We start from the raw sequence: 22,386 nt of genomic DNA on the forward strand, positions 1-22,386 counted from the left end.
AGGTTGCTTTTTTTAAATAAAAAAGAACGTTCCGTGCTTTCGCTAGGTACCGTTCTCAATATTCATTCAATGACCACTTTTACCATTCAATGATACGCATCTTTAATATATATAATTTATTCATTTTGAAGTTTTCAGTAGCAAGGAGCGATAGGTCGTTTCAAACAGAAATTCAAACGCCTCCAGATGCTTTTTAGCTTCAAACACATCACGACCCCATGCATAAATGCCATGATTACGCAATAAAATGCCTGGAACCTGATCATTCAGCACGTCTGGTACTAGCTTGGCAATTGAGGCGATGTCAGCATAATTTGGCAGTACGGGAATCTGAATGGCGGCATTTTCCTCCCAAATGTTAAAAGCCTTAATGAGCTCGATGCCTTGCACAGGTACAAAGCCCTGTTCGCCGTAATATTCGGAAATCAGGTTGTTAAATACGGTATGCACATGAAAAACTGCTCCACAGCCTGTCAGGCGGTAAATTTCGCAATGGATGAGCGTCTCTGCACTTGGCTTGAGGTTTGTGGCTTCTGCCGCTTTTCCGTATTGGTCTACGAACAGAAAATCCTCAGGAGTACGTTTGGTCTTATCCTTGCCGCTAGCGGTGACTGCAAAATAAAATTGTTCTGGGTGAAAATTACCAATTCGGATCGACAGATTACCGCTTGTACCTGGGAACCAGTTGCGAGAGGCGAATAGCTCCTTGACATCAGCGAGTTCTTCCAGTGAACGGCGTTTTTCCTCAAACGAAATGTCTGCCAAGTTAAAACTCATTACAGTACCCCCTGCTCCTGTTTTTGCTTTAAATCCTCGATAATATCGTCAAATGTCTCAAAGGGTACATGCGGTACGCCAAGCTCTTGACACTTTAATGTCAGATGTGAGCGGGAGTACACAAGGTCGGCAATTTTAGCTCCTTCAAAATCTGTCAGGCTGTCGCCAATCAAAATCCGTTCGTATTGCTCGGGAGGGTATTGACGAATGACGGTCGTTTTGCACATGCCACAGTCATTCTTACACGGCTCCTCACACCGATGCGGCCACGTGATCTGGATGTGAGCCCCGGAAAAATCCGCTCCGTTGCAAAAAATGTGATCCTGGGGGATGCCGAACGGTTCTAGCAATGGATCAATAAAAAAATCAATGCCGCCGCTAGTAACGAAAAATTCAATCTGCTGCTCTCGTGCAAAGTCCAAAAAGCGTGCAAAGCCCTGACGTATACCCGCTTGTCCAAGTACATATGAGATAACGTCTTCCTTAAGCTTCGAAGGCATCAAGGCGAACATCGCACCTACGCCTTCACGAATGGACATATGCCTGTTCACGATTTGATGCATGATGGGCTCATAGCCCACAGGCTTAAAATGCTTCATAATAGCGACAATATTATCACTGTTCGTAATGGTCCCGTCAAAATCACAAAAAATGACAGGCTTCTTGGCTGTGCTCATCGTTCGCCTCCCCACGTGTCGAGCGCAGATTGCAACTCAGGATGAGTGCGGGCGTATTGGGCCAGCGGGACATTCTGCTGCACCGCCTCAATCGCCTGCACAAAAGCGCGCCCACCAGCTTCCGTACCCAGTGGATGTCCGTGAATACCGCCCCCGGCGTTAACCACCACATCAGTACCAAAGTCGCGTACAATGAGTGGCACCAGACCTGGGTGTATCCCTGCGGAAGGGACAGGCATGCTGGTCTTCAGCGGTAGAGCAGGGGTGATCAGCTCGTCGCGAATCGCCATGTTCTCCTCACGCGGCATTGTCACTGAGCCGTAGGGGGAAGGGAAGAGAACGAGATCAGCACCAGCTAGCCGCATAAGCTGACCAAGCAGGACGGACGCCGATATACCATAATGAGGCGATGGGTATGCAGCACCTGCTAATGAAGGATGGGCTGCAATCGGTACCGAAACGGCGGGATCGCTGCTAAGCTCATGCAGCACATCATAACCATAGGCCAGCACGTTAAACAGTAACGCGTTCGCGCCTGCGTCAATAGCCTTGAGGGCTTGCGTCTTGAGCTGCGAGGTTGGACCGGTTAAATTAGCGGCATACAGCAGCTTTTTACCAGTTTCACGTTCAGCCGCTTCGGCAGCCCGGATACAGGCTTCGACACGTTTTTCAATCGGCGTCATCCCATTTTCAAACAAGATCTCGTCATCTTTGATCAGATCAACGCCGCCGAGAGCCTGACGGGTAAACTGTTCACGCAGTTCGTCCAAATTGAGCCCAATTACGGATTTGAAAATGCTCATGAGCAGAGGCCGGTCATACACGCCAAGCTGCTCACGCAAGCCGCTGATACCGAATTTCGGACCTGAAAAAGCAGAGAGGAATGCTTCCGAGAAACCCAGCTTCGTCAGCTTAATTCGGCCGTCCATCGAAATTTTGCCGAAGACCGTAACCAACAATGCGGGAATATCACGGCTGAAATTGACATCCGGGTAAGCGATCGTTAAGTCGGCGTACCGCTCACCGGGACCTCCATCGTGAATATCCACAGATTGAACAGAGCCGAGATGCTTTTGCATCGCATCCCGCTTGGCCTGCGGGAGCTCAGTCCAGCTGCCCACCGTCATGCCGATGGCAATAGATTGGGCCTTTTGCTTAAAATCAGCTTTGTCATCGTATATTCGGTAGGTCGCCAGGCAATAGCTCACTCAATTCCCTCCTTAAGTACAGCTCCCATCTCGCGGGATCGTTCAGCGCAGCGCTGCACCGCCGCAATCACCGTTTCGTAGAAGTCACCTTTGTCCAGTGTTTCCAATGCAGCTACCGTGGAGCCATTAGGAGACATGATTTTTTGACGAAGGGCAGAAGGCTCCTCTCCGGTTTGCTGGACCATGCGTGCTGCGCCAAGCGCAGTTTGCACTGTTAGTTCATGCGCTTGTTCAGGAGTCAAGCCACCGCGGATTCCCCCAGCAATCATGGCCTCCATTAAGTAGTAGACATAGGCAGGACCGCTTCCGGAAATGCCGGTCAGTACATCCATTTTCTCTTCCTCTATAACCGTTACTGTACCTACGGATTCGAACATCGTAAGCACGTTTTTACGTTGAGTTTCGCTGATCTCCTTGGAAAAACTGATGCCTGTGGCTCCCAGTCCAATCGAACTGGATGTGTTGGGCATCGTCCGTGCGATTGGCTGTTTGCGACCAAGCAACGTTTGCATGGTACGAATAGACAACCCGGCGATGACCGAAATGATCAGCTGTTCATCTGACAGAAGGGGACCGAGCTGTCCAAGTGCCCCGGCAGCATCTTTAGGCTTCATGGCAAGCACGATCACTGGAGAATGACGCAGCAGTTCCGTTTTGGCTGCATCCTCAGTTTGGAACAATACTCCGTATTGCTGTTGGAGTTCTTCAAGACGAGCCTGATTACTGCGGTTGATGACGGTAATACCGCCACGTTTAACGACAGAACGATTCGTCATCCCACGAATAATAGCCTCAGCCATTGAACCTGCACCGAAAAACGTAATTTGCTCGTTAATTAACACCTTTGTTTGTGATTCACACATGGATTCATACCTCCAAAGATACGGATTGATTTATGATATTATTCCCTGATTTGTCCAGTACCGTACACGCGGTATTTGGTTGAAGTCAAGGCAGGCAATCCCATAGGGCCGCGGGCATGTAATTTTTGTGTGCTGATTCCGATCTCGGCACCAAATCCAAACTCGAAGCCATCCGTGAAGCGGGTGGATGCATTGTGGTACACGGCTGCCGCGTCCACTTCTTGCAGAAAACGCTCAGCATGAGCTTTATTCTCAGTAACAATACACTCTGAATGCATCGTGCCATACCGGGCAATATGCTCCAGTACTTCGTCCAAATTGTTTACGACTTTTACATTCAAAATGTAATCATTGTACTCAGTGCCATAATCCTCTTCCGTCGCAGAGACAGCCCAAGGAGCTAGTTCTCGTGTCCGTGCACATCCGCGCAGCTCAACCCCAGCATCACGAAAACGTTCAGCCAATCCTGTTAAATGTGCTTGAGCATAATCCGAGTGTACGAGCAGTGTTTCCATCGAGTTGCACACGGACGGTCTTTGTACCTTCGCATTGAGTGTAATCGCTTCGGCCATTTCTACATTCGCTGTAGCGTCCAAGAACGTATGGCATACGCCAGCCCCGGTTTCGATGACAGGCACGGTAGCATTTTGCACAACATTTTGAATGAGTGAACGCCCGCCGCGTGGAATAATCACATCCAGCAAGCCGTTCAAGGTGAGCATTTCGTTGACGGAGGCACGGTCTGAATCTTCAATGAGTTGAAGCGCCTCGCGTGGCACGGCTGTTGCGTCTAGCGCCTGCTGTAGCACTTCAATGATCTTGCGGTTGGAGGAGAGAGCAGCCGAACCCCCGCGCAGCACAACCGGATTGCCTGTTTTCAAGCACAGGCCCGCTGCATCCACGGTCACATTTGGACGCGCTTCATATATGATGCCGATGACACCCAGCGGTACACGTATTTTCTCAATCCGCAGACCATTCGGACGTTCAATTTGCTCAAGCGTGTCGCCGACCGGATCAGGTAGCACCGCAATTTGCCGCAATCCTTCAGCAATAGCTCCAATTCGCTCCTCGGTCAGCTTGAGGCGGTCGAGCAGTGATTCGGACGTTCCCAGTTCCCGTCCACGTTTCAGGTCATTATGATTCGCTGCAATCAGCTCTTCTGCATGGTTTACTAGAGCTTCAGCCATAGCAAGCAATGCTTCGTTTTTTTGTGCTGTAGTCAGTCGGTTCATAACCCCGGCACTTTTTTTCGCGAGACTTGCTTTGGTTCGTACTTCGCTGAACTGGTTATCCTCTGTTATTGCTGTGTTTGTCGTTAAATCACTCATATTATGGCCTCCCTACATACATAATGTAATCCATTCATCCCTGTGGATCACCTCAAGCCGATGGATGGGACCAATTTTGCCCACAACCTCACCGCTAGGTAAACCTTGTACCATTTTAAGCTGTTCATCATCATAATTGACGATGCCGCGTCCTAATACCTTATTTTCCGGTCCCAGTACCTCAACGACATCTCCAGCATGAAAGCTGCCTTCGACACGTCGTACGCCAACCGGAAGCAGACTATGTCCTCCGTGTACTAACGCTTCTTCGGCCCCTTGGTCTACATGCACCGAGCCCAAAGGGGTGGACATAAATCCAAGCCATTGTTTTTTCATCGGCAGTGAGGAGAGGTGAGTATCAAAATAAGTGCCTGGTCCGTGTCCTTCGACGGCTGCGTCTAGATCACCATTTTCGCTTACCCGTCCCACATATACAGGCACACCGCCGCGTGTAGCCACTTTGGCAGCCTCGATTTTGGATCGCATGCCGCCAGTTCCTACTGCTGATCCAGAACCTCCGGCTAATGCATAAATCTCCTCTGTAATTTCCTCGATACGTTCAAAACGTACAGCGTTTGGATGCTTGCGCGGGTCAGCCGTATATACGCCATCGGTATCCGTAATGATAATCAAATGCTGGGCTTTGACCAGATTGGCAACTAGTGCAGACAGCATATCATTATCGCCGAATTTCAATTCGTCAATCGATACGGTGTCATTTTCGTTAAAAATCGGGATAACCTGCTGGCGCAGCAATTCTTCTACAGTCATTCCGGCATTGTTCATCCGTTTGCGGCTCAGAAAGTCACTACGGGTCAGCAGAACCTGCGCGATTACGAGGTCAAAATTTTTAAAAGCCTGCTCATAGGCTTGCATGAGAAGAGCTTGGCCGACGGCAGCTGCTGCTTGCTTTTCATGCAGCAGTTTGGGCCGAAAGGGATACCCAATCTCCCGAAATCCGGCAGCTACAGCACCTGATGTAACCAGCAACACTTCATGGCCTTTTGCACGAAGCAAGCTGATTTCCCTAGCAAAATAAGCGATGGCTTCCCGATTCAGGCCACCTTCCACTCCAGTCAGGGAGCTACTACCGATTTTAATGACGATACGTGTTGACAAGACGTCCACTTCCTTAATTTTACTCTTTTTAATGCAAAAAAACTTCCATCCTTTGTATGCAAAGGACGAAAGTTTGTGCTTCCGCGGTACCACCTTCATTGATGATTCATGATCATCCCACTTAAAACCTGTTAACGGCAGGGACCGCCTGATTGCGCAGGGCGCTCGGGGATAGGAGTTGGGAGAGAGTCCAGGTAAATTCTTGCAGCCTATCGGAATTTACTCTCTGAACAGGACCGAGCCTCTCTTAATAGTCCCTTCAACGCGCTAAATGATATTGGATACAGAATACCACGAAAAGACTAGGTTTGGCAAAGAAGTTGTAGCTGGAAAATACGGCTTAACCAAACAGGTTTAGCTTGCCAATTCGATCAGCCGCCTCGGCCAGTCGAGCTTCTGAGCTCAGAAGCCCTGCTCGCACATATCCTTCGCCGCCGCTACCGAACCCAATCCCTGGAGCGACAGCTACCTTGACTTCACGCAGTAGCAGATCAGCAAAAGAAGCCGAAGTATAGCCCTGCGGCACAGGCAACCAGCTGAAGAAGGAGCCGCTTGGACGCGTCCCCTTCCAGCCTATTTGACCAAGGGCATCATAAAAAGCATTGCGGCGTGATTCATAGCGAGCAACCAGCTCGGTTACGCATTCCTGTGAGGACGTCAGAGCTGTCGCCGCTGCTGCCTGAATACCTCCAAACAGGCTTACATAAATATGGTCCTGTAGCAAATTAATCAGCGAGATGATCTTGGCATTACCGAACGCGAAACCAACACGCCAGCCGGCCATGTTGTATGTTTTGGACAAGGTATAGAACTCAATCCCCACATCCTTAGCCCCCTCGGCCTGTAGGAAGCTTACAGGCCGCTTGCCATCGAATCCAATAGCGCCATAGGCAAAATCACTGGCAACCACAATACCGTTACGTAGCGCAAATTCAACCGTATCCTCGTAAAAGGAGAGTGGGGCAGTTGCCGCAGTGGGATTATTCGGATAATTAAGGAACATTAATTTGGCGCGGCGGCGATCTTCTTCGGAAATGGCTTCATAATCAGGCAGAAAATGGTTCTCTTCCTTTAAGGGGAGAAATGACATTTCCGCTTTAGCCAAGGCTACGCCAGACCAGTAATTCGGGTAGCCGGGATCAGGGACGAGACACACATCGCCGGGATTGAGCAAAACTTGCGGTAGCTGAACCAAGCCTGTTTTTCCGCCAAACAGGATGGCGACCTCGCTTTCCGGGTCAAGCGTTACACCGTAATCCTCCTGATAGCGCTGGACGATGGCTTCTTTGAGAAAGCTGTAGCCGCGGAAAGGAGAATATTTATGATACAGCGGGTTATCCGCTGATTCCTGTAAAGCTTTTACAATATGAGATGGAGTAGGAGTGTCCGGGTTTCCCTGTCCGAGATTAATGACATCATGCCCTGCTGCAATTTCACGGTTTACATTTTGTACAAGTGTGGCAAAAAATTGAGTGGGTAACTGTTTCATGACGTCAGCCGAGGGAATAGAAAAATGAGTCATCAATGTACACGACCTTTTGGAATAGTTTAAGAAACAATCTATCACGATTTTACCGAGTTGTATAGGGGGAATTGAGCTTGTATGGTTGCGTAATCCAGACTAATCGGGCTATGATGGGAGAAAATACCGGACAATGGGACACGGGAAGTTCCGGCTCATAGAGAGGATGAAGAACTTTGACGTATCAGGAAGCTCAGCCATTCGGTGTGGCACTTATACAAGCTCATATAGAGATAGGAAATCCTCCCGAAAACCACAATCATATCCGTTCTTTAATGGAACAAGCGGTAAAGGCCGAACAAAAGCCAGATCTGATTGTTCTACCGGAAATGTGGAATACAGGTTATGCCTTGGATCGCATTCATGAGCTGGCGGACGAAGAGGGGACGGAGACTCGGGCATGGATAGCGGCATTTGCCGCCACTTATCAAGTGAATGTAGTAGCAGGGTCGATCGCAGAGAAAAAAAGCGACGGTCATGTATACAATACGATGCTCGTTTTTGACCGTACAGGCAAAGAGGTAGCGTCGTATTCTAAAATTCATCTGTTCCGACTTATGGATGAAGAGAAATATTTACAGCCTGGCGAGGAGAAAGTTGTATTCGCACTGGATGGCGGAATACAGGCTGGGGCGTCAATTTGTTACGATATCCGTTTTCCTGAGCTGGCTCGCAGTCTGGCCCTGTCTGGCGCAAATTTGCTGATCGTACCTGCAGAATGGCCTCATCCCCGGCTTCACCACTGGCGTACCCTGCTGACCGCACGGGCTATTGAAAATCAGATGTATGTCATTGCTTGTAACCGGGTAGGTCGTAGTGGAGATACCGATTTCTTCGGGCATTCGCTTATCATAGATCCATGGGGAGAAATGATTGCCGAGGGCGGAGAGCAGGAGGAGATTCTCACAGGCTCAATTGAGTCTGCCTTGGTTCAGGACGTGCGTGGGCGTATTCCAGTGTTTGAAGATCGGCGTCCCCTGCTGTATGACCGATAGTCAGTATAGAAAGGATAATCCATGCTTAAGGAACGCATTGAATTTTTGTGTAAAAAGAAAAACCTATCCCGTAAAGAGTTAGTAGATGGATTAGTTACACCTGCACATTTTGCGAATATATTGGCTGACCGTTACCCGCTGGCTGAGGATTTAGCTGAGCAAATTGCTGAACGTCTAGGTGTACAATCTTCCTACCTATTACGTGCATCGGCAGAGGATGAGGAGACGCTGGCTACAGCGGATACGATTTTCACAGAGCTGTCCAAGCTGGCTAATCCCGCTACGGAAAGCTATGTGGATCAGTTGGAGGATCGCAACGATTCGCTCGTGGTGGAAATGACGACTTATTTGATGAAGGCTGTTTATTACCAGCAGCTAAATGACCCAACAGCCTATGAATATTTGCATCAAACCTATTTGAATTTTTATTTGGAGAGGTTTGGTCGCTCGGATGAGGTGGAGTTGCCCGCACCACTAAAAAAAGCAATTTTATTTTATAAAATTCAATATTTCCGCTCTAAAAATCATTATTATGATGTACTAAATAACGTTACGCAGCTCATCCGCCTGGTGGATGAGGGAACCGAAAACTGGCTGAATGCGCAAAACATTATGATGGAGGCCTGCATTCAGGTCAAGCAATTTGATCAGGCCAAACAGGTGTTTGAGCAAACAATGCGCAGGGTATATGATGATCGGCTCTTTCACCGTCTGACGGGCCTGTACGTGACTTATAGCGGATATTGCTTTGCTATGGGTTCTGTACAGGAAGCACTGTTAACGTTGTCTATGGCGGAGGCGAATTTGGTCTATTTGGAAAATGCGGCAGATATGCTTACGACGATCCTGAACAATCGGATTATTATGCTGACATCGATTGGCGAGCTGGATAAGGCCTTGGAAGAAGTAGTGCGTTTTGAAGCATTGGTGAGTCGGGAGAGAGAGGAAATGCAACAAATGATGCTGCCCGTTACGCTGATATACCGTTGTGAGATTGCATTTGCCCGAAAAAACTGGGGACTGCTCTCACAGCATCTGGATCAGCTACGTAAAACTAATCTGACAACGGATCAGCAAATGGGGCTTGATTTTTATGAAAGCCAGCTTGCGCTTGCCCAGGGAAAACAGGATACTTTTTGGACGCATGCTCTGCAATGTTTGCCTTATTTTGAAACTCTCCAGCATCCAGCGCGGCTTGAGCAACTATATGAAACGCTGGCTGTAGTATCCGAGGACAGTCGTCGCTATAAAGAATCATCAGCGTATTATCGTAAGCTGGTCTATCTTTTGCGTAAAAAATAGGCTGAATGCACTCGTTTTTCACAAAACATTCAGATGATCGTGCAAAAGAATGCTCTGAAGTGCGCAAAATTTTGTGCAAACCGCCCCAAAGCTCAAAACTAAACCGACAAAAAACAGTTTAAAGCTGCTGTTTTTTCGGTTTTTTTGTATGCGTCAAAACGTATTGTGGTGTTGGATACCGTCTTCTATACTGAATTCATAAGGTACAACAATACAAAATATGAGGTGCAACCACATGATGAACTTTTTCGGTAAGAAGAAAAAACAGCAGGATGCGATAGAACATGCAGATCAACTGATGAATAAGGGCTTGTCCGGATTATTTATGAAAGGTCTGGTCCCCAAAGAGCATCGGGAACAGATCAACCAGAGCTTAAACTCGGCAAGACAAGCTCAAACGGCGGCTAACGGAGGCTTGGCGATGGCAGCAACTGCGGTTGTGATTTCGGTAACAGATACCGGGAAGCTCGTGAATTTTGATCCGATTGTGGTGCTTGTACTAGATGTGACGGAAGTTAGCGGCAATCGATACCAAAAAACGCTGGAAACGCTCGTATCTAAGCTGCAAATTCCGCGACCTGGAGATGTGGTGGGTCTGGGTAGCAATCCGGCAAATCCATCAGAGCTGATTTATATGGGGCTGGTGACAGCGTAAATGATTGGCGGGCGTTTCACCATTCTTGCGAGCACATTTTTTTAAATAAATGATTGAAAAAGGGGTTTTGGAGAATGAAAGGATTTTTGAGTTTGATCGGGGTACTTCTGGTGTTTGGGGTAGGATTTTCGCCTTTTCTGGCTGAATATTTATGGGATGATCCATTTTTAATTATGGGAGCCCCGTGGTATCGGCCGTTAATTTATACAGGCTTTGCGCTTATATTTCTACCGGGTATTTTAGGTTTGTTTTTTGGTGGCGGTAAAGTCAAGAAGGGTGTTCCGGGGGTTGGAATCATTACAAGTGTTCAACAAACAGGGACATATGTAAACAATCAGCCGCAGGTAAAGCTCGGGTTGACCGTAACCAAACAGGGTGAAGACAAATATGATACTGCTTTGACGACGATTATTCCTTTGACCTCCATGGCTCAATTTCAGCCAGGCTCGATTATTCCGTTGATCGTATCTGAGAAAGACAAAATGAAGGTAGGTCTTGACCTGAAAGGTCAGGTGTCGCAAATGGATTTGCAAGCGTTAATGAATGAGCAAATGGTCAAGCAGGGCGTATCGCCTGAGCTGATGGAAATTGCCAAAACCGGTGAACAGGCCTATGCAAAGATAATGGATGTCACACCCATGGGTGAAGCGGGGCCCAATAAAATCAAGCTTCAGTTTACACTGACAATAACGAAAAGCAACGGCGAGACATTTAATGTAACCACGCAAAAGGAAGTTTTTTCTTCCCAACTATCCAAACTGCAGCAGGGAAGTATTATAGAGGTGATATATTCGCCTCAAGATCCTTCGAAACTGGTTATTAAAACACAAGTGAGTGAAGCCGACGTGCAGCAAGCATTTGGTTCATCCTGATAAAAAAATCGTTGAATCTGTTTCAGATACAGCCCATAGGTGTATTATAATAGTATCCCGACACCAGGAGGTTGATAACGATGGATAACCAAAGTAGATCCGAACTGGCGAATAGGGATGGCCTGTCACGGCCGAGAGGCTTAAATAGACAGGTTGTCGGAAACAACTTTGAAATGGGCTATGATCAGGATAAAAGTCCACCCCATGTAGGGAGACCCTGATCACAACAAGGCGAGGACAGGCACTTTGGGATCACACAGCACATTGGAACTGAGGTAGGACATTCTTGGATACCAAGACTAGAGACCTTAAGGAAAGAAGTGATGCGGGATGGATAAAGTGGAGTTTCCGAGCAAGTGTAGAGTAATCAGGCGAGGCTGACATGGATTTCAAATGAACATGAAATGTGGTTCGTTGAAGACAGAGGGAAGCAATCGCAACAGTGTAATCGAACCCGTGATCTAAATGCCGTATTGAAAGTATAGGGGCGAAGCCCCAGGACCGTCTTCCTCTCTAGCTTGGGCTGGGGAGGAAGACGGTCCTTTTCACGTTCGATGCTACTTTTGAGAAAGTTGCTTGACCGTTTCTCGGAAGGTATCAATAAAAGCTTCGGCAGCTTTAGACAAATAACGTCCGTTCCGGTAAGCAATCGCCAGGGTACGGCTGGGGGTAGGTTCGGCTAGTGGCAGCAATGCTGGAACAAACTCGCTGCTGGCGGCGCGGGCGATAAAACGGGGAACGAGCGTCACTCCCATACCTGTCGCTACGAGCGATTGGAGTGTCTCCATATTGGTGCTTTCAAACACCACATTAGGTTCAAAGCCTGCCTGATGACACAGATCCATCGTCAGCTTGCGAAAGCCTTGCCCTTTTTTCAGGACGACAAAAGGCTCGTCTTTAAGTTCTTCCATGTGCACTGGTTGCGGCTGATTACCGTTTTTACGCAGGGCTAGGGGATGACCTGGAGGAACAGCGAGATCAATCCACTCTTCACCGATGGGTACATAAGAAAGTGTAGGTTCTACTAGAGGAAGAGAGAGCAGGCTGAGATCGGTATCGCCACTTGCCGTTTTTTTCTCCAGATTCATGGATGAATCTTCGACTAACACGATTTCAATGTCTGGATGAGCCCTCTTGAATACAGGCAGCACATGTGGCAGCAAATGGGAGCCCGTGATAGGCATACTGCCAACGACGACCTTCCCTTTTCTCAACTGAGAGATATCGTCCATTTCCTGTCGGAGCTGTTCCACCGCGTCGACTATTTTTTTTGCCTTTTCCACAAAGCTTGCTCCGGCATGTGTTAGTTCCACCGTGCTGGTGTTGCGTTGAAATAACAGTACACCAAGCTCTTTTTCCAGTTTGGACAATTGCTGGCTCAACGAAGGCTGAGCGATATGCAGTTTTTCTGCTGCGCGTGAGAAGTTTTTTTCCGCTGCAATTTGCAGGGTGTACTGAAGCTGTCTGAATTCCATCGAATTTCATACTCCTTATCTTATAAGCTTTTCCTATTACATCATAGACTGATTATACAATAATAAAATTAAATGCCCAATCCTAACGAATCTCATGTGTCACAAGTTTTATATAAGATGAAGCGTTTTTTCACAAATAGAGTCTTTTAATATAGATAATTAATTCCCTTAACATTCTCCTGATAAAACATAATTAATCTTAGTTCTGGTTGTACAAAAAAAGGTCTGGGAGGAAAATGAATGCTAAAATGTTGGGGGATACATACGAAAAAATCGGTAGCTGCACTCCTAGCGACGATGATGCTAACCGTAAGCGGCGGGACAGCGATGGCAGTCGAGAAGGACACGACAATTAAAAATGTAATTATTCTGATTCCAGACGGCATGGCTAATGACGCTACTGCATTGGCTAGATGGTACAAGGGATCATCCTTAACGTTAGACAGCATGGCAAGCGGGATGGTGCGTACACATTCTGCGGATGCACCGATTGCCGATTCTGCTCCGGCGGGTACAGCTTTTGCCACAGGACATAAGTCACATACTGGGTATGTAGGCGTTCTTCCAGATGAAGCAACGATGCCCGGACAGCAACCGATCGCAGCAGGTGACGCCAAAAAGCCTGTAGCTTCCATTCTGGAGGCTTCCAAGCTAGCAGGGAAATCAACCGGAATTATTGCTACTTCGGAGATTATGCATGCGACACCAGCTGATTTTACCGCACATTATCCTGACCGCAAAAATTATGATGCACTCAGCATGCAACAAGCCTACAATGGAGTTGACGTTGTGTTAGGTGGAGGCGGCAAGTTTTTGGAGCCAGCAGGGCGTAAGGACGGCCAAGATTTAATTGCTCAAATTAAAGACCAGGGCTATGATTTTGTCACAACACCTGAAGGGCTGAAAAATTCGATCTCCAGCAAGCTCTGGGGCAGCTTTTCTCCTGAAGCTCTTGCATATGACCTGGATCGCGATGCATCGAAGGAACCTAGCTTGGCAGAAATGACAACGAAAGCCATTGATGTGTTATCCAAAAATGATAAAGGCTTTTTCTTAATGGTAGAGGGCAGTAAAGTGGATTGGGCTGCACATGCTAATGATCCAACGGGAATTATTAGTGACGTGCTTTCATTTGACGATGCAGTGAAGGTTGCTCTTGATTACGCCAAGCAAAACCAAAATACTGTCGTCGTAGCAGTGACAGACCACGGAAACGGTGGATTGACGATTGGTAGCAGTGATACAACTAGCAATTATGACAAAACGCCTTTAGCTTCTTTTATAGACCCATTGAAAAAAGCGAAGCTGACGGGTGAAGGCTTGGAATCCAAGCTGAATGCAGATCGCAGCAATATTAAAGAGGTGCTTTCCACGTATTTTGGCATCACCGATTTGTCAGACGAAGAAGTAAAAACAATTAAAGATGCCAAAGAAGGCAGCATGAACTATGCCGTCGGACCAATTATTAGCAAACGCGCCAATATTGGCTGGACTACAGGTGGACACACAGGGGGTGATGTCGTGTTGTACACGTACGCGCCGAACGGTGACCGTCCATCCGGTGTCATCGACAATACAGATGTAAATAAGTATATGACACGTGTACTTGGACTGGATTTGGATACAGTCAGCAAGCAACTGTTTGTTCCTGCAAAAGCCGCTTTTGAAGCTAAAGGAGCCAAGTTTACTGCGGACACGAAAGTCATTACGGTGACCAAAGGCAGTAACAAGCTGGAGCTTCCAGTATACAAAAATATTGCTACACTGAATGGTAAAAATTCTACGCTCAACGGTGTAGTCGTATTTAACGGCGTTGATTATTTTGTACCCCAGCAGGCGATTGATTTGATTCAGTGATAAATAGACCTATCGAGAGAAGCTGTTTCTTCTATAACGGAGGAACAGCTTTTTTTGTGTGTAGAGATGAATATGTAGTTTTTAAGGTGAGAATGAAATTGGTTTTCAGAAAATGGGATTTTTTGTGAAACTAGTCACGTTATATTCTCTCTGATGTTGCTAGAATAATACATGTACGATATAAGCCACTGATGATGTATAGTCCGGATGGACGAGGGAAGAAGGGATGAGTCACGGACGAATTATTACTGCGTCTGGCTGATGGCAAGGAATGGACGCATACGGAAATGACGGAGCTGCTGACACGTCTGGATAGTGAGCCGACGCTACGAGCACAACTGCGCCAACTGGCAGCTCGCACCAAATTGGAGCGTTATGGCAAAGGTGTTTTTTTACGAGGATTAATTGAATTCTCAAGTATATGTCGTCAGAATTGCATGTACTGTGGGCTGCGTGCTTCGAATAAACAGGCAGACCGTTACCGTTTGCAGCCGGAAGAAATTCTGGCCTGCTGCGCGGAGGGGTATGAACTGGGTTATCGGACCTTTGTTTTGCAAAGTGGGGAAGATTACTGGTTTACGGCTGCCCGGCTGACGAAACTAATTCGGGAAATTAAAAGCCGTTTTGCAGATGTGGCGGTTACATTGTCCATCGGTGAACGGGATGACGAAACTTATGAGCAACTATACGAGGCGGGCGCGGACCGTTTTTTGCTCCGGCATGAGACAGCTTCACCCAGTTTGTACGCCAAGCTGCATCCGACGATGACGATCGAAAGCAGGCGTAGCCGGCTGCTGGCTTTGCAACGGATCGGCTTTCAGATCGGGGCTGGATGTATGGTGGGATTGCCGGGACAAACGAACAGTGAATTAGCAGATGATTTGGTCTATTTGCATAGCCTGTCGCCAGATATGATCGGGATTGGCCCCTTTTTACCACATAGCAATACGCCGCTTCGTGAGGCCAGCCAGGGGAGCATGGAAAAGGCACTTGATATCATTTCATTATCCCGGTTGGTCGTTCCAGATGCGCTTATTCCGGCATCCACGGCCATGGGGACGATTCATCCCCAGGGAAGGGAGAAGGCGCTTCAGGCGGGAGCGAATGTGGTGATGCCTAATTTGTCGCCACTGGCGGTGAGGCCTAAGTATGCGATTTATGAGAATAAAATATGTTTGGGCGATGAGTCTGCCCAATGTAGACATTGCTTGGAGCTGCGAATCCGTGGAGCGGGATTTGAAGTCGATATGGGGCGCGGCGATAGTTTGAGAGTGCAACGACAGCTTATGAGACAGGGGACCGTGTGAGAACGTGACGGAAACATTGCAGTAACCATAAATAAGGAGATGGGTATACGTGAGTGGAGTACGGGAGAAAGTGTCGGCAGATTTTATTAATGAAGCAGAGATAATGGCCGCAGTGGAGCAGGGGAAACAAGAGGCAACAAATCGACAACGCATTTTGGAAATTTTAGAAAAGGGTAGAGCCTGCCGCGGGCTGAATGCAAGTGAAGCGGCGGCTCTTTTGCATGTAGATGATCCTGAATTATTGGAAGAGATGTTCAAATCTTCGCGGGCCGTCAAAGAGCAGATTTATGGCAACCGGATTGTGCTGTTCGCTCCTTTATATGTAAGCAACCACTGCGTTAATAACTGCGAATATTGTGGGTATAAGCATACCAATGATAGCTTTGCGCGTAGCCGCCTGACCCCGGAGGAATTGGTGGAGGAGGTTAGAGTGCTTCAAGAACTGGGACACAAGCGACTTGTATTAGAAGCGGGGGAAGACCCAGTCCATTGTCCCATTGATTATATCGTCGATTGTCTGCGCCAGATCTATGAGGTCAAGGTAGATAACGGCAGCATTCGGCGGATTAATGTGAATATTGCATCTACAACCGAGGAGGACTATCGGAAGCTGGCAGAGGTGGGTATTGGTACGTATATTTTATTTCAGGAAACGTATCATCGGGAGAGCTATCGCAAATTTCATCTGCAGGGACCCAAACGGGATTATGATTGGCACACCACCGCAATGGACCGGGCTATGCGTGCGGGTATAGATGATGTGGGGATCGGTGTGTTGTATGGCTTGTATGATTTCCGGTATGAAACAGTAGCCATGCTGAAACATGCAGAGCACTTGGAAGAAACCTTTGGTTGTGGGCCTCACACGGTCTCGGTTCCACGATTGCGTCCGGCTGAAAATGTAGATCTGGAGCGATATCCGTACCTGGTCAACGACGATGATTTTATGAAAATTGTATCCGTTCTTCGACTGGCTGTCCCTTATGCTGGGATGATCCTGTCTACGCGCGAGGAGCCGGAATATAGAGACCGTGTCATTGGTTTAGGCGTGTCACAGATTAGTGCTGGATCAGCTACAGGCGTAGGCGCCTATGCAAAACAGGAGACGGAAGATAAGCCTCAATTTGAGGTGGGAGACCATCGCTCTCCATCGGAAATTATTAAAAGTTTGTGCCGTGGCGGATATATGCCAAGCTACTGTACAGCTTGCTACCGTGAGGGACGAACCGGAGATCGCTTCATGGAACTTGCCAAATCCGGACAAATTCACAATGTGTGCCAGCCAAATTCGCTGCTGACCTTCCAAGAATATCTACTGGATTATGGGGATGAGGAAGCACGTGAATTGGGAGCTGCTGCTCTGCGTGAAAATCTGGAGCGTATACCACGTGAATCAACGCGCCGTTTGACGCTTGACAGACTTGAACGATTAGAAGCAGGCGAGCGCGATTTGTATTTTTAGCAATTGATAATAATAGCATTTGAAAATAAAAAGCAGTCGCGTTGGAATCAGCGCGGCTGCTTTTGTATGTCTAGAGAAGAGAATATTAATGACGAGATTTTAAGAATAACTTCCTGCTTCAGCGGCTTGCTCCCAGGCCAGCATAGCAGATGGAAAGCATTCAATAGCCCGGGGGAAGACCCCCTGGACATAAGCGATAAACACACCATAGTTCACAATCGGCACGCCGGCCGCTTTCGTTTCAGACATTCGGTGAAGCATTGTACGCCGATTGAGCATACAGGCACCGCAATGAATAACCAATGCATATTCACTCAAATCATCAGGAAAGCTGGAGCCGGATGCATGCTCAATAATGAGGCGTTTACCTATCGTTTGACGGAGCCAACGTGGAATTTTCACTCGACCAATATCGTCAGATTGGCATTGATGAGTACAGGCTTCGGCAATGAGTACACGGTCTCCGTCCTTGAGACGTTCAATGGCTCTTGCACCTCGCACCAGTTCGTCCAGATCGCCTTTGTGACGGGCAAACAGAATGGAGAAAGAGGTAAGTGGTATATCCTTGGGCGTGTCGGCCGCGACTTTCATAAAGACCTGTGAATCGGTAATGACCAGGCTGGGCTTGCGTCCCAGTCGCTCCAGCGTCAAACGTAGCTCATGCTCTTTGGTCACGACAGCGATGGCATCGCTCTCTAGCGTATCACGGATCGTTTGCTGCTGCGGCAGAATCAATCGGCCCTTTGGCGCAGCTTTATCAATGGGAACCACCAGCACGACCAGATCGCCGGGTGACAACAGGTCACCTACGATACGAAAGCGATCTTCGTTTTGGGGGAGTGTATTTGTGATGGCCTTTTTCAGTTCTGCGTCCCCTCGGAGCACAGATGCACTGAAAGGAATCAGTGCGAGATTCAATTCGGTCTCCAGCGTTGCAGCCATTGGATCTGATTCAGCAAGGGTATCTATTTTATTTAGTACACCAATGACAGGAATCTTTTTGGTGCGTAGCTTCTCGAGCAGCTCGTACTCGAATGGTCCGACTCCAACAGTGGCGTCGATGACCAGCAGAGCCAAGTCTGTACTATTAAGTATTTCTAGCGTTTTGTTGCGGCGCAACTCCCCGATCTCACCCTCATCGTCCAGTCCGGCGGTATCCACCAGAACAATGGGACCCGCAGGAAGTAGCTCCATCGGCTTGAAAACAGGGTCCGTAGTCGTTCCTCCTATAGGTGATACCACAGCGGCGGGCTGGCCGGTCAAGGCGTTCAGAATGCTGGATTTGCCTGCATTTCGGCGACCAAGCAGAACGATATGTGGTCGGTTACTTCTTGGAGTATCATTCATTCCCATGGTGAGTTCCTTCTTCCTGCCCCGGAATTCCGGGCTTGGTTACGGTATAGGGATGGCACAATTGGTCAATCCGCGCACGGGTCAGCTGACCGCGATCCTCTGCAATATCCTCTGGTGTGCGACCCTGTGCAATGGCTGCTGATGCAATGGAAGCAGCTTCATCATAGCCAAGCTCAGCGACCAGCGCGGAGGCCATCACAGCTGAGCTGTGCAGATTAGCAGAGCAGCGTTCCTCCTGTACGATCAGACCGCGCACACACCGTTCCTCGAACAGTTGAACGGCATTGGTGAGAATATGCAGCGATTCCAGCAGCGATTCGGCAATCAACGGCAGGAACGCGTTCAGCTCCAGCTGTCCAGAGGCAGCAGCCATCGTGATAGCCGCATCTTCGGCCATCACACGCATCGCTGTCAATCCGGCCATTTCTGCCATCACCGGATTGACCTTGCCAGGCATAATAGAGGAACCAGCTTGGACCGGAGGTAGCAGGTATTCACCGATACCACCGAAAGGACCAGAGGCTAGCAGACGAAAATCGCTAGATATTTTGAGCAGATTTACCGCGGCGGATTTAAGTAGACCTGACACCTCGACGAAGACATCCATATTTTGAATCGGATCCATGGGGTGGTCGCTACGGCATAGCCCTAATCCAGTCTCGTCCGCCAGCTTTTCGATCATCCGGTAGCTGTAAGCCCGAGGCGCATTCATACCTGTGCCAATCGCCGTGCCTCCAATAGGGATTTCTCGTAGCCGCTCTTCGGCTTTATAGAGGCGCCAACGGTCACGCCCTATAGCTTTTGCGTAGGCGCCAAAGCCTTGCCCGGCCATCATAGGCAGGGCATCCATTAGCTGTGTGCGACCTAGCTTGAGCAGGTCGGCATATTCTATTTCTTTTTGCTGTAAAGCATTTTGCAACGAAGACATCGTGTCACACAAAGGGCGCAGCAGGCGTATCGCTGCAATTCGTAGCGCCGTGGGATATACATCATTCGTAGATTGGCAGCAGTTCACATCATCCAGCGGATGTACAAGCTCGTATTGTCCTGGCTGCCCCCCTAGCTGTACAATGGCCAAATTAGCAATGACCTCATTTACGTTCATATGGGTACTGGTGCCTGCGCCGCCTTGCATGGCATCCACGGTAAACATATCTTGATGCCGTCCTGCGAGTAATTCATCGCAGGCATTTACAATGGCAGAGACCCGGTGGGCAGACAACCGGGTCTGCTCACCATTCACTTGAGCGGCGGTTTTTTTTACCAACACAAGAGCGTGAATCAGATTTCTGTTCACGGGCCTGCCGCTGACTGCAAAATTGTTCATCGCACGTGCGGTATGAATACCGTACAAGGCATCCATAGGAATTTTCATGTCTCCTAGTGCATCCCGTTCGGTCCGCATAACTTTGACCAGAGGAGAAGACGGAGTCATGTTATAGACCCGTCGCCGGAATGCGTGTCATATGCAGCAGCTGACGTGCACTTGCAGCTCGTTTTTCCTCAACCCGGGCATGAACCAGATCTGGCTCGACCAGCTTGAGGGCTTGAGTTGGACATTTTCCAATACAGGCCGGTCCGCCGTCCACACCTTCGCACAAATCACATTTGCTGGCAATCATGCGTTCTTTAGGTTGCAAACGACCCGACACATTGGTGTACAGTCCGTCTTGCACGACCGGCTGCCCGTCTCTGTATTGAGGCACCATGGTAATCGCACCGTAAGGGCAGGCGATCATACAGGTTTTACAGCCAATGCAGCTTTCGCTATTAATAAGAATGCAGCCGTCTGCGTTCGTAATGGAGCCGTTCGGACAGGCATTAGCACATGGAGCATCCTCACAGTGACGACACTGAACAGGTGCAGTGACTCCGAATGATTTGATCACCTGAAGGCGAGGGTGAAAATGAAACTCGTCATCTGGCGAGATAAAGGGGTTCTCCGGCGAATGTGCGATAACACAGGCGATTTCACAGGTGCGACAGCCGATACACTGATCGGGATCAGCTAAAACAAAGCGATTCATACAACTCGACTCCTCTCTAACTAACAGCAAAATATAATTTCTAATGATCATACTTATGTGTTGAGCGCACTAATGAATGGAATAATCGTTATGCCCTTTGACGGGCATATCATTGCTACGGCTCTGCTTGCCGGGTCCACGCTTTTGGAAGGTCGTGTGCAGCAGATGGTGCGATACATGACCTAGCGGCTCACCCAGAAATTCATCGTACAGCTTGATGATAAAAGGGTTCTCATGCGATTTGCGCACCTGAGATGCAGCATCGTGTCCATAGATGGACGATTTACGTGCACGATAAGCCTCGATTTTTTGTTTTTCCAACATGAGCTTGGGTTGCCCTCCTCCGCTGATACAGCCGGCTGGACAGCCCATGACCTCAATAAAATGATAATCACATTCACCCGCCTGCACACGATCCAGGAGTTGGTAGGCATGTTGGAGCCCAGCGACGACTGCCACCTTGAGCTGCAGCTCGCCCACCTGTACCTCTGCTACTCGAATGCCTTCCTCGCCACGGACAAAATCCAGCTGGAGCTTGGGCAGCTTCTCATTCGTCAGCAGCTCATAGCCTGTGCGGATGGCAGCTTCCATAACTCCTCCAGTTACCCCAAAAATAGTGCCTGCGCCTGAATATTGTCCTAGCGGTGCATCAAATTCTTCATCAGGCAGGTTCATAAAATCAATGCCGCGCTGCTTGATCCAGTATGCCAGCTCACGCGTGGTCAGCACCTCATCCACATCACGATAACCGTCGGATTCCATTTCGGGACGATCGCATTCAAATTGTTTGCAGGTACATGGCATGATCGCGACGCTGTAAATATTCGCAGGTTCCACCTCATCCAGCTGTGCACCATAGGTCTTGATCAGCGCTCCCACCATTTGCATTGGCGATTTGCAACTGGATAGATGGTCTAGCAGATCGGGGTATTCAATCTCGGCAAAACGGACCCAAGCTGGACAGCAGGATGTGAACATCGGTAACGGTCCACCCTCGGTTACGCGGCGAATCAGCTCAGTGCCTTCTTCCATGATGGTTACGTCAGCTCCGAAATTCGTATCATATACTCGATCAAAACCGAGGCGACGAAGGGCAGCGGCCATTTTGCCGGGCGTCAGGGTACCAAACGGCATACCAAATTCCTCCGCGAGTGACACGCGAATGGCTGGGGCGCACTGCACGATTCGAAGCTGTCCTGGCTTCTTCATCATGTCAGCTACCTTATTCAGGTTATAGCTATAATAGGCAGCAAATAGCGGTTCGCCGATGTCGGCAGGCATATCGCGTTCACGTATACGTTCCTGTCGTCTGATGGCGGCTGCCTGTGGAGATGAATCTGCCCAATCTGAGGCGTACACGCTGCATATTTGCACACATTGACCGCAAATAACACAGCGGTCTGCGTTCACGGTTTGAGGTTCTCCAGGCAGTCCCTCTATGGCATCTACCGGACAAACACCCGCACAGCGTCTGCATCCAGTGCAGAGCGTTGGGTCAATATGAATGACGGGGTCTGTAGAATCAGACGTCCTCATACAAGGAGGCGAAGAGATCTTGTCTGTTGTTGACATGTTTTTCTACCT

General features: G+C 48.6%; 20 protein-coding genes. 8 read left to right on the forward strand and 12 right to left on the reverse strand.

The genetic code is table 11. The annotated features are described in order from the left end of the window. Window positions 1-120 precede the first annotated feature (120 nt). The 7 genes from G9G57_RS10000 to G9G57_RS10030 form a co-directional block, all read right to left on the reverse strand. Complete coding sequence (locus G9G57_RS10000) at window positions 121-777, reverse strand: methylthioribulose 1-phosphate dehydratase (protein ID WP_016822165.1); 657 nt, start codon at window positions 775-777, stop codon at window positions 121-123. Next, entirely contained in the window at window positions 777-1,454 is a 678-nt protein-coding gene (locus G9G57_RS10005; protein ID WP_107733443.1) for a 2-hydroxy-3-keto-5-methylthiopentenyl-1-phosphate phosphatase, read from the reverse strand. The genes G9G57_RS10000 and G9G57_RS10005 overlap by 1 nt, the downstream gene beginning before the upstream one ends. Then, complete coding sequence (locus tag G9G57_RS10010) at window positions 1,451-2,662, reverse strand: 2,3-diketo-5-methylthiopentyl-1-phosphate enolase (RefSeq protein WP_107733444.1); 1,212 nt, start codon at window positions 2,660-2,662, stop codon at window positions 1,451-1,453. The genes G9G57_RS10005 and G9G57_RS10010 overlap by 4 nt, the downstream gene beginning before the upstream one ends. Continuing rightward, window positions 2,659-3,525 carry a pyrroline-5-carboxylate reductase gene (gene proC, locus G9G57_RS10015; protein ID WP_107733445.1) on the reverse strand — a complete coding sequence of 289 codons (867 nt, stop codon included), beginning with the start codon at window positions 3,523-3,525 and terminating at the stop codon, window positions 2,659-2,661. The genes G9G57_RS10010 and proC overlap by 4 nt, the downstream gene beginning before the upstream one ends. A gap of 38 nt (window positions 3,526-3,563) precedes the next feature. Beyond that, complete coding sequence (locus tag G9G57_RS10020; protein ID WP_107733446.1) at window positions 3,564-4,856, reverse strand: glutamate-5-semialdehyde dehydrogenase; 1,293 nt, start codon at window positions 4,854-4,856, stop codon at window positions 3,564-3,566. 12 nt (window positions 4,857-4,868) lie between these two features. After that, complete coding sequence (gene proB, locus G9G57_RS10025) at window positions 4,869-6,074, reverse strand: glutamate 5-kinase (protein WP_016822160.1); 1,206 nt, start codon at window positions 6,072-6,074, stop codon at window positions 4,869-4,871. 241 nt (window positions 6,075-6,315) lie between these two features. Next, the gene (locus G9G57_RS10030; protein ID WP_164964890.1) at window positions 6,316-7,497 is read right to left on the reverse strand and encodes a pyridoxal phosphate-dependent aminotransferase; all 1,182 of its coding nucleotides are present in this window, start codon (window positions 7,495-7,497) and stop codon (window positions 6,316-6,318) included. A 176-nt stretch (window positions 7,498-7,673) separates the two neighbouring features. On the opposite strand from G9G57_RS10030, the gene G9G57_RS10035 reads away from it, so the two are divergent. The 5 genes from G9G57_RS10035 to G9G57_RS10055 all read left to right on the forward strand — a co-directional run bounded on the left by G9G57_RS10035 (window position 7,674) and on the right by G9G57_RS10055 (window position 11,542). Next, the gene (locus tag G9G57_RS10035) at window positions 7,674-8,492 is read left to right on the forward strand and encodes a carbon-nitrogen family hydrolase (protein WP_016822157.1); all 819 of its coding nucleotides are present in this window, start codon (window positions 7,674-7,676) and stop codon (window positions 8,490-8,492) included. A 21-nt stretch (window positions 8,493-8,513) separates the two neighbouring features. Then, a complete protein-coding gene (locus G9G57_RS10040; protein ID WP_107733448.1) occupies window positions 8,514-9,794 on the forward strand; it encodes a helix-turn-helix domain-containing protein in 1,281 nt (426 codons plus the stop codon). Between the two features lie 235 nt (window positions 9,795-10,029). Further along, window positions 10,030-10,449, forward strand: coding sequence for a hypothetical protein (locus G9G57_RS10045; RefSeq protein WP_016822155.1), 420 nt, complete (start codon window positions 10,030-10,032; stop codon window positions 10,447-10,449). Window positions 10,450-10,523: 74 nt separating this feature from the next. After that, the gene (locus G9G57_RS10050; protein ID WP_107733449.1) at window positions 10,524-11,321 is read left to right on the forward strand and encodes a hypothetical protein; all 798 of its coding nucleotides are present in this window, start codon (window positions 10,524-10,526) and stop codon (window positions 11,319-11,321) included. Between the two features lie 80 nt (window positions 11,322-11,401). Continuing rightward, window positions 11,402-11,542, forward strand: a complete 141-nt coding sequence (locus G9G57_RS10055; RefSeq protein ID WP_016822153.1) for a hypothetical protein — start codon at window positions 11,402-11,404, stop codon at window positions 11,540-11,542. 336 nt (window positions 11,543-11,878) lie between these two features. Here the strand turns inward: G9G57_RS10055 and G9G57_RS10060 are convergent, their stop codons facing one another. Beyond that, window positions 11,879-12,796 (reverse strand): LysR family transcriptional regulator, encoded by a 918-nt coding sequence (locus tag G9G57_RS10060; protein WP_017427573.1) that lies wholly within the window; start codon window positions 12,794-12,796, stop codon window positions 11,879-11,881. Between the two features lie 240 nt (window positions 12,797-13,036). On the opposite strand from G9G57_RS10060, the gene G9G57_RS10065 reads away from it, so the two are divergent. The 3 genes from G9G57_RS10065 to hydG all read left to right on the forward strand — a co-directional run bounded on the left by G9G57_RS10065 (window position 13,037) and on the right by hydG (window position 17,422). Beyond that, entirely contained in the window at window positions 13,037-14,653 is a 1,617-nt protein-coding gene (locus G9G57_RS10065) for an alkaline phosphatase (RefSeq protein WP_107733450.1), read from the forward strand. Between the two features lie 254 nt (window positions 14,654-14,907). After that, window positions 14,908-15,960 (forward strand): [FeFe] hydrogenase H-cluster radical SAM maturase HydE, encoded by a 1,053-nt coding sequence (gene hydE / locus G9G57_RS10070; RefSeq protein ID WP_258196268.1) that lies wholly within the window; start codon window positions 14,908-14,910, stop codon window positions 15,958-15,960. 49 nt (window positions 15,961-16,009) lie between these two features. Continuing rightward, a complete protein-coding gene (gene hydG / locus G9G57_RS10075) occupies window positions 16,010-17,422 on the forward strand; it encodes a [FeFe] hydrogenase H-cluster radical SAM maturase HydG (RefSeq protein ID WP_016822149.1) in 1,413 nt (470 codons plus the stop codon). Between the two features lie 99 nt (window positions 17,423-17,521). On the opposite strand, the gene hydF is transcribed toward hydG, so the two are convergent. The 4 genes from hydF to G9G57_RS10095 form a co-directional block, all read right to left on the reverse strand. Then, the gene (gene hydF, locus G9G57_RS10080) at window positions 17,522-18,775 is read right to left on the reverse strand and encodes a [FeFe] hydrogenase H-cluster maturation GTPase HydF (RefSeq protein WP_164964891.1); all 1,254 of its coding nucleotides are present in this window, start codon (window positions 18,773-18,775) and stop codon (window positions 17,522-17,524) included. Beyond that, complete coding sequence (locus G9G57_RS10085) at window positions 18,762-20,210, reverse strand: aspartate ammonia-lyase (RefSeq protein WP_164964892.1); 1,449 nt, start codon at window positions 20,208-20,210, stop codon at window positions 18,762-18,764. The genes hydF and G9G57_RS10085 overlap by 14 nt, the downstream gene beginning before the upstream one ends. Window position 20,211: 1 nt before the next feature. Then, window positions 20,212-20,802, reverse strand: coding sequence for a 4Fe-4S dicluster domain-containing protein (locus G9G57_RS10090; protein WP_016822146.1), 591 nt, complete (start codon window positions 20,800-20,802; stop codon window positions 20,212-20,214). Between the two features lie 69 nt (window positions 20,803-20,871). Further along, entirely contained in the window at window positions 20,872-22,374 is a 1,503-nt protein-coding gene (locus G9G57_RS10095; protein WP_231124939.1) for a [FeFe] hydrogenase, group A, read from the reverse strand. Between the last annotated feature and the right edge of the window lie 12 nt (window positions 22,375-22,386).

It is taken from the genome of Paenibacillus sp. EKM211P, from assembly GCF_011066175.1.
In the GTDB taxonomy this organism is placed as follows: domain Bacteria; phylum Bacillota; class Bacilli; order Paenibacillales; family Paenibacillaceae; genus Paenibacillus; species Paenibacillus polymyxa.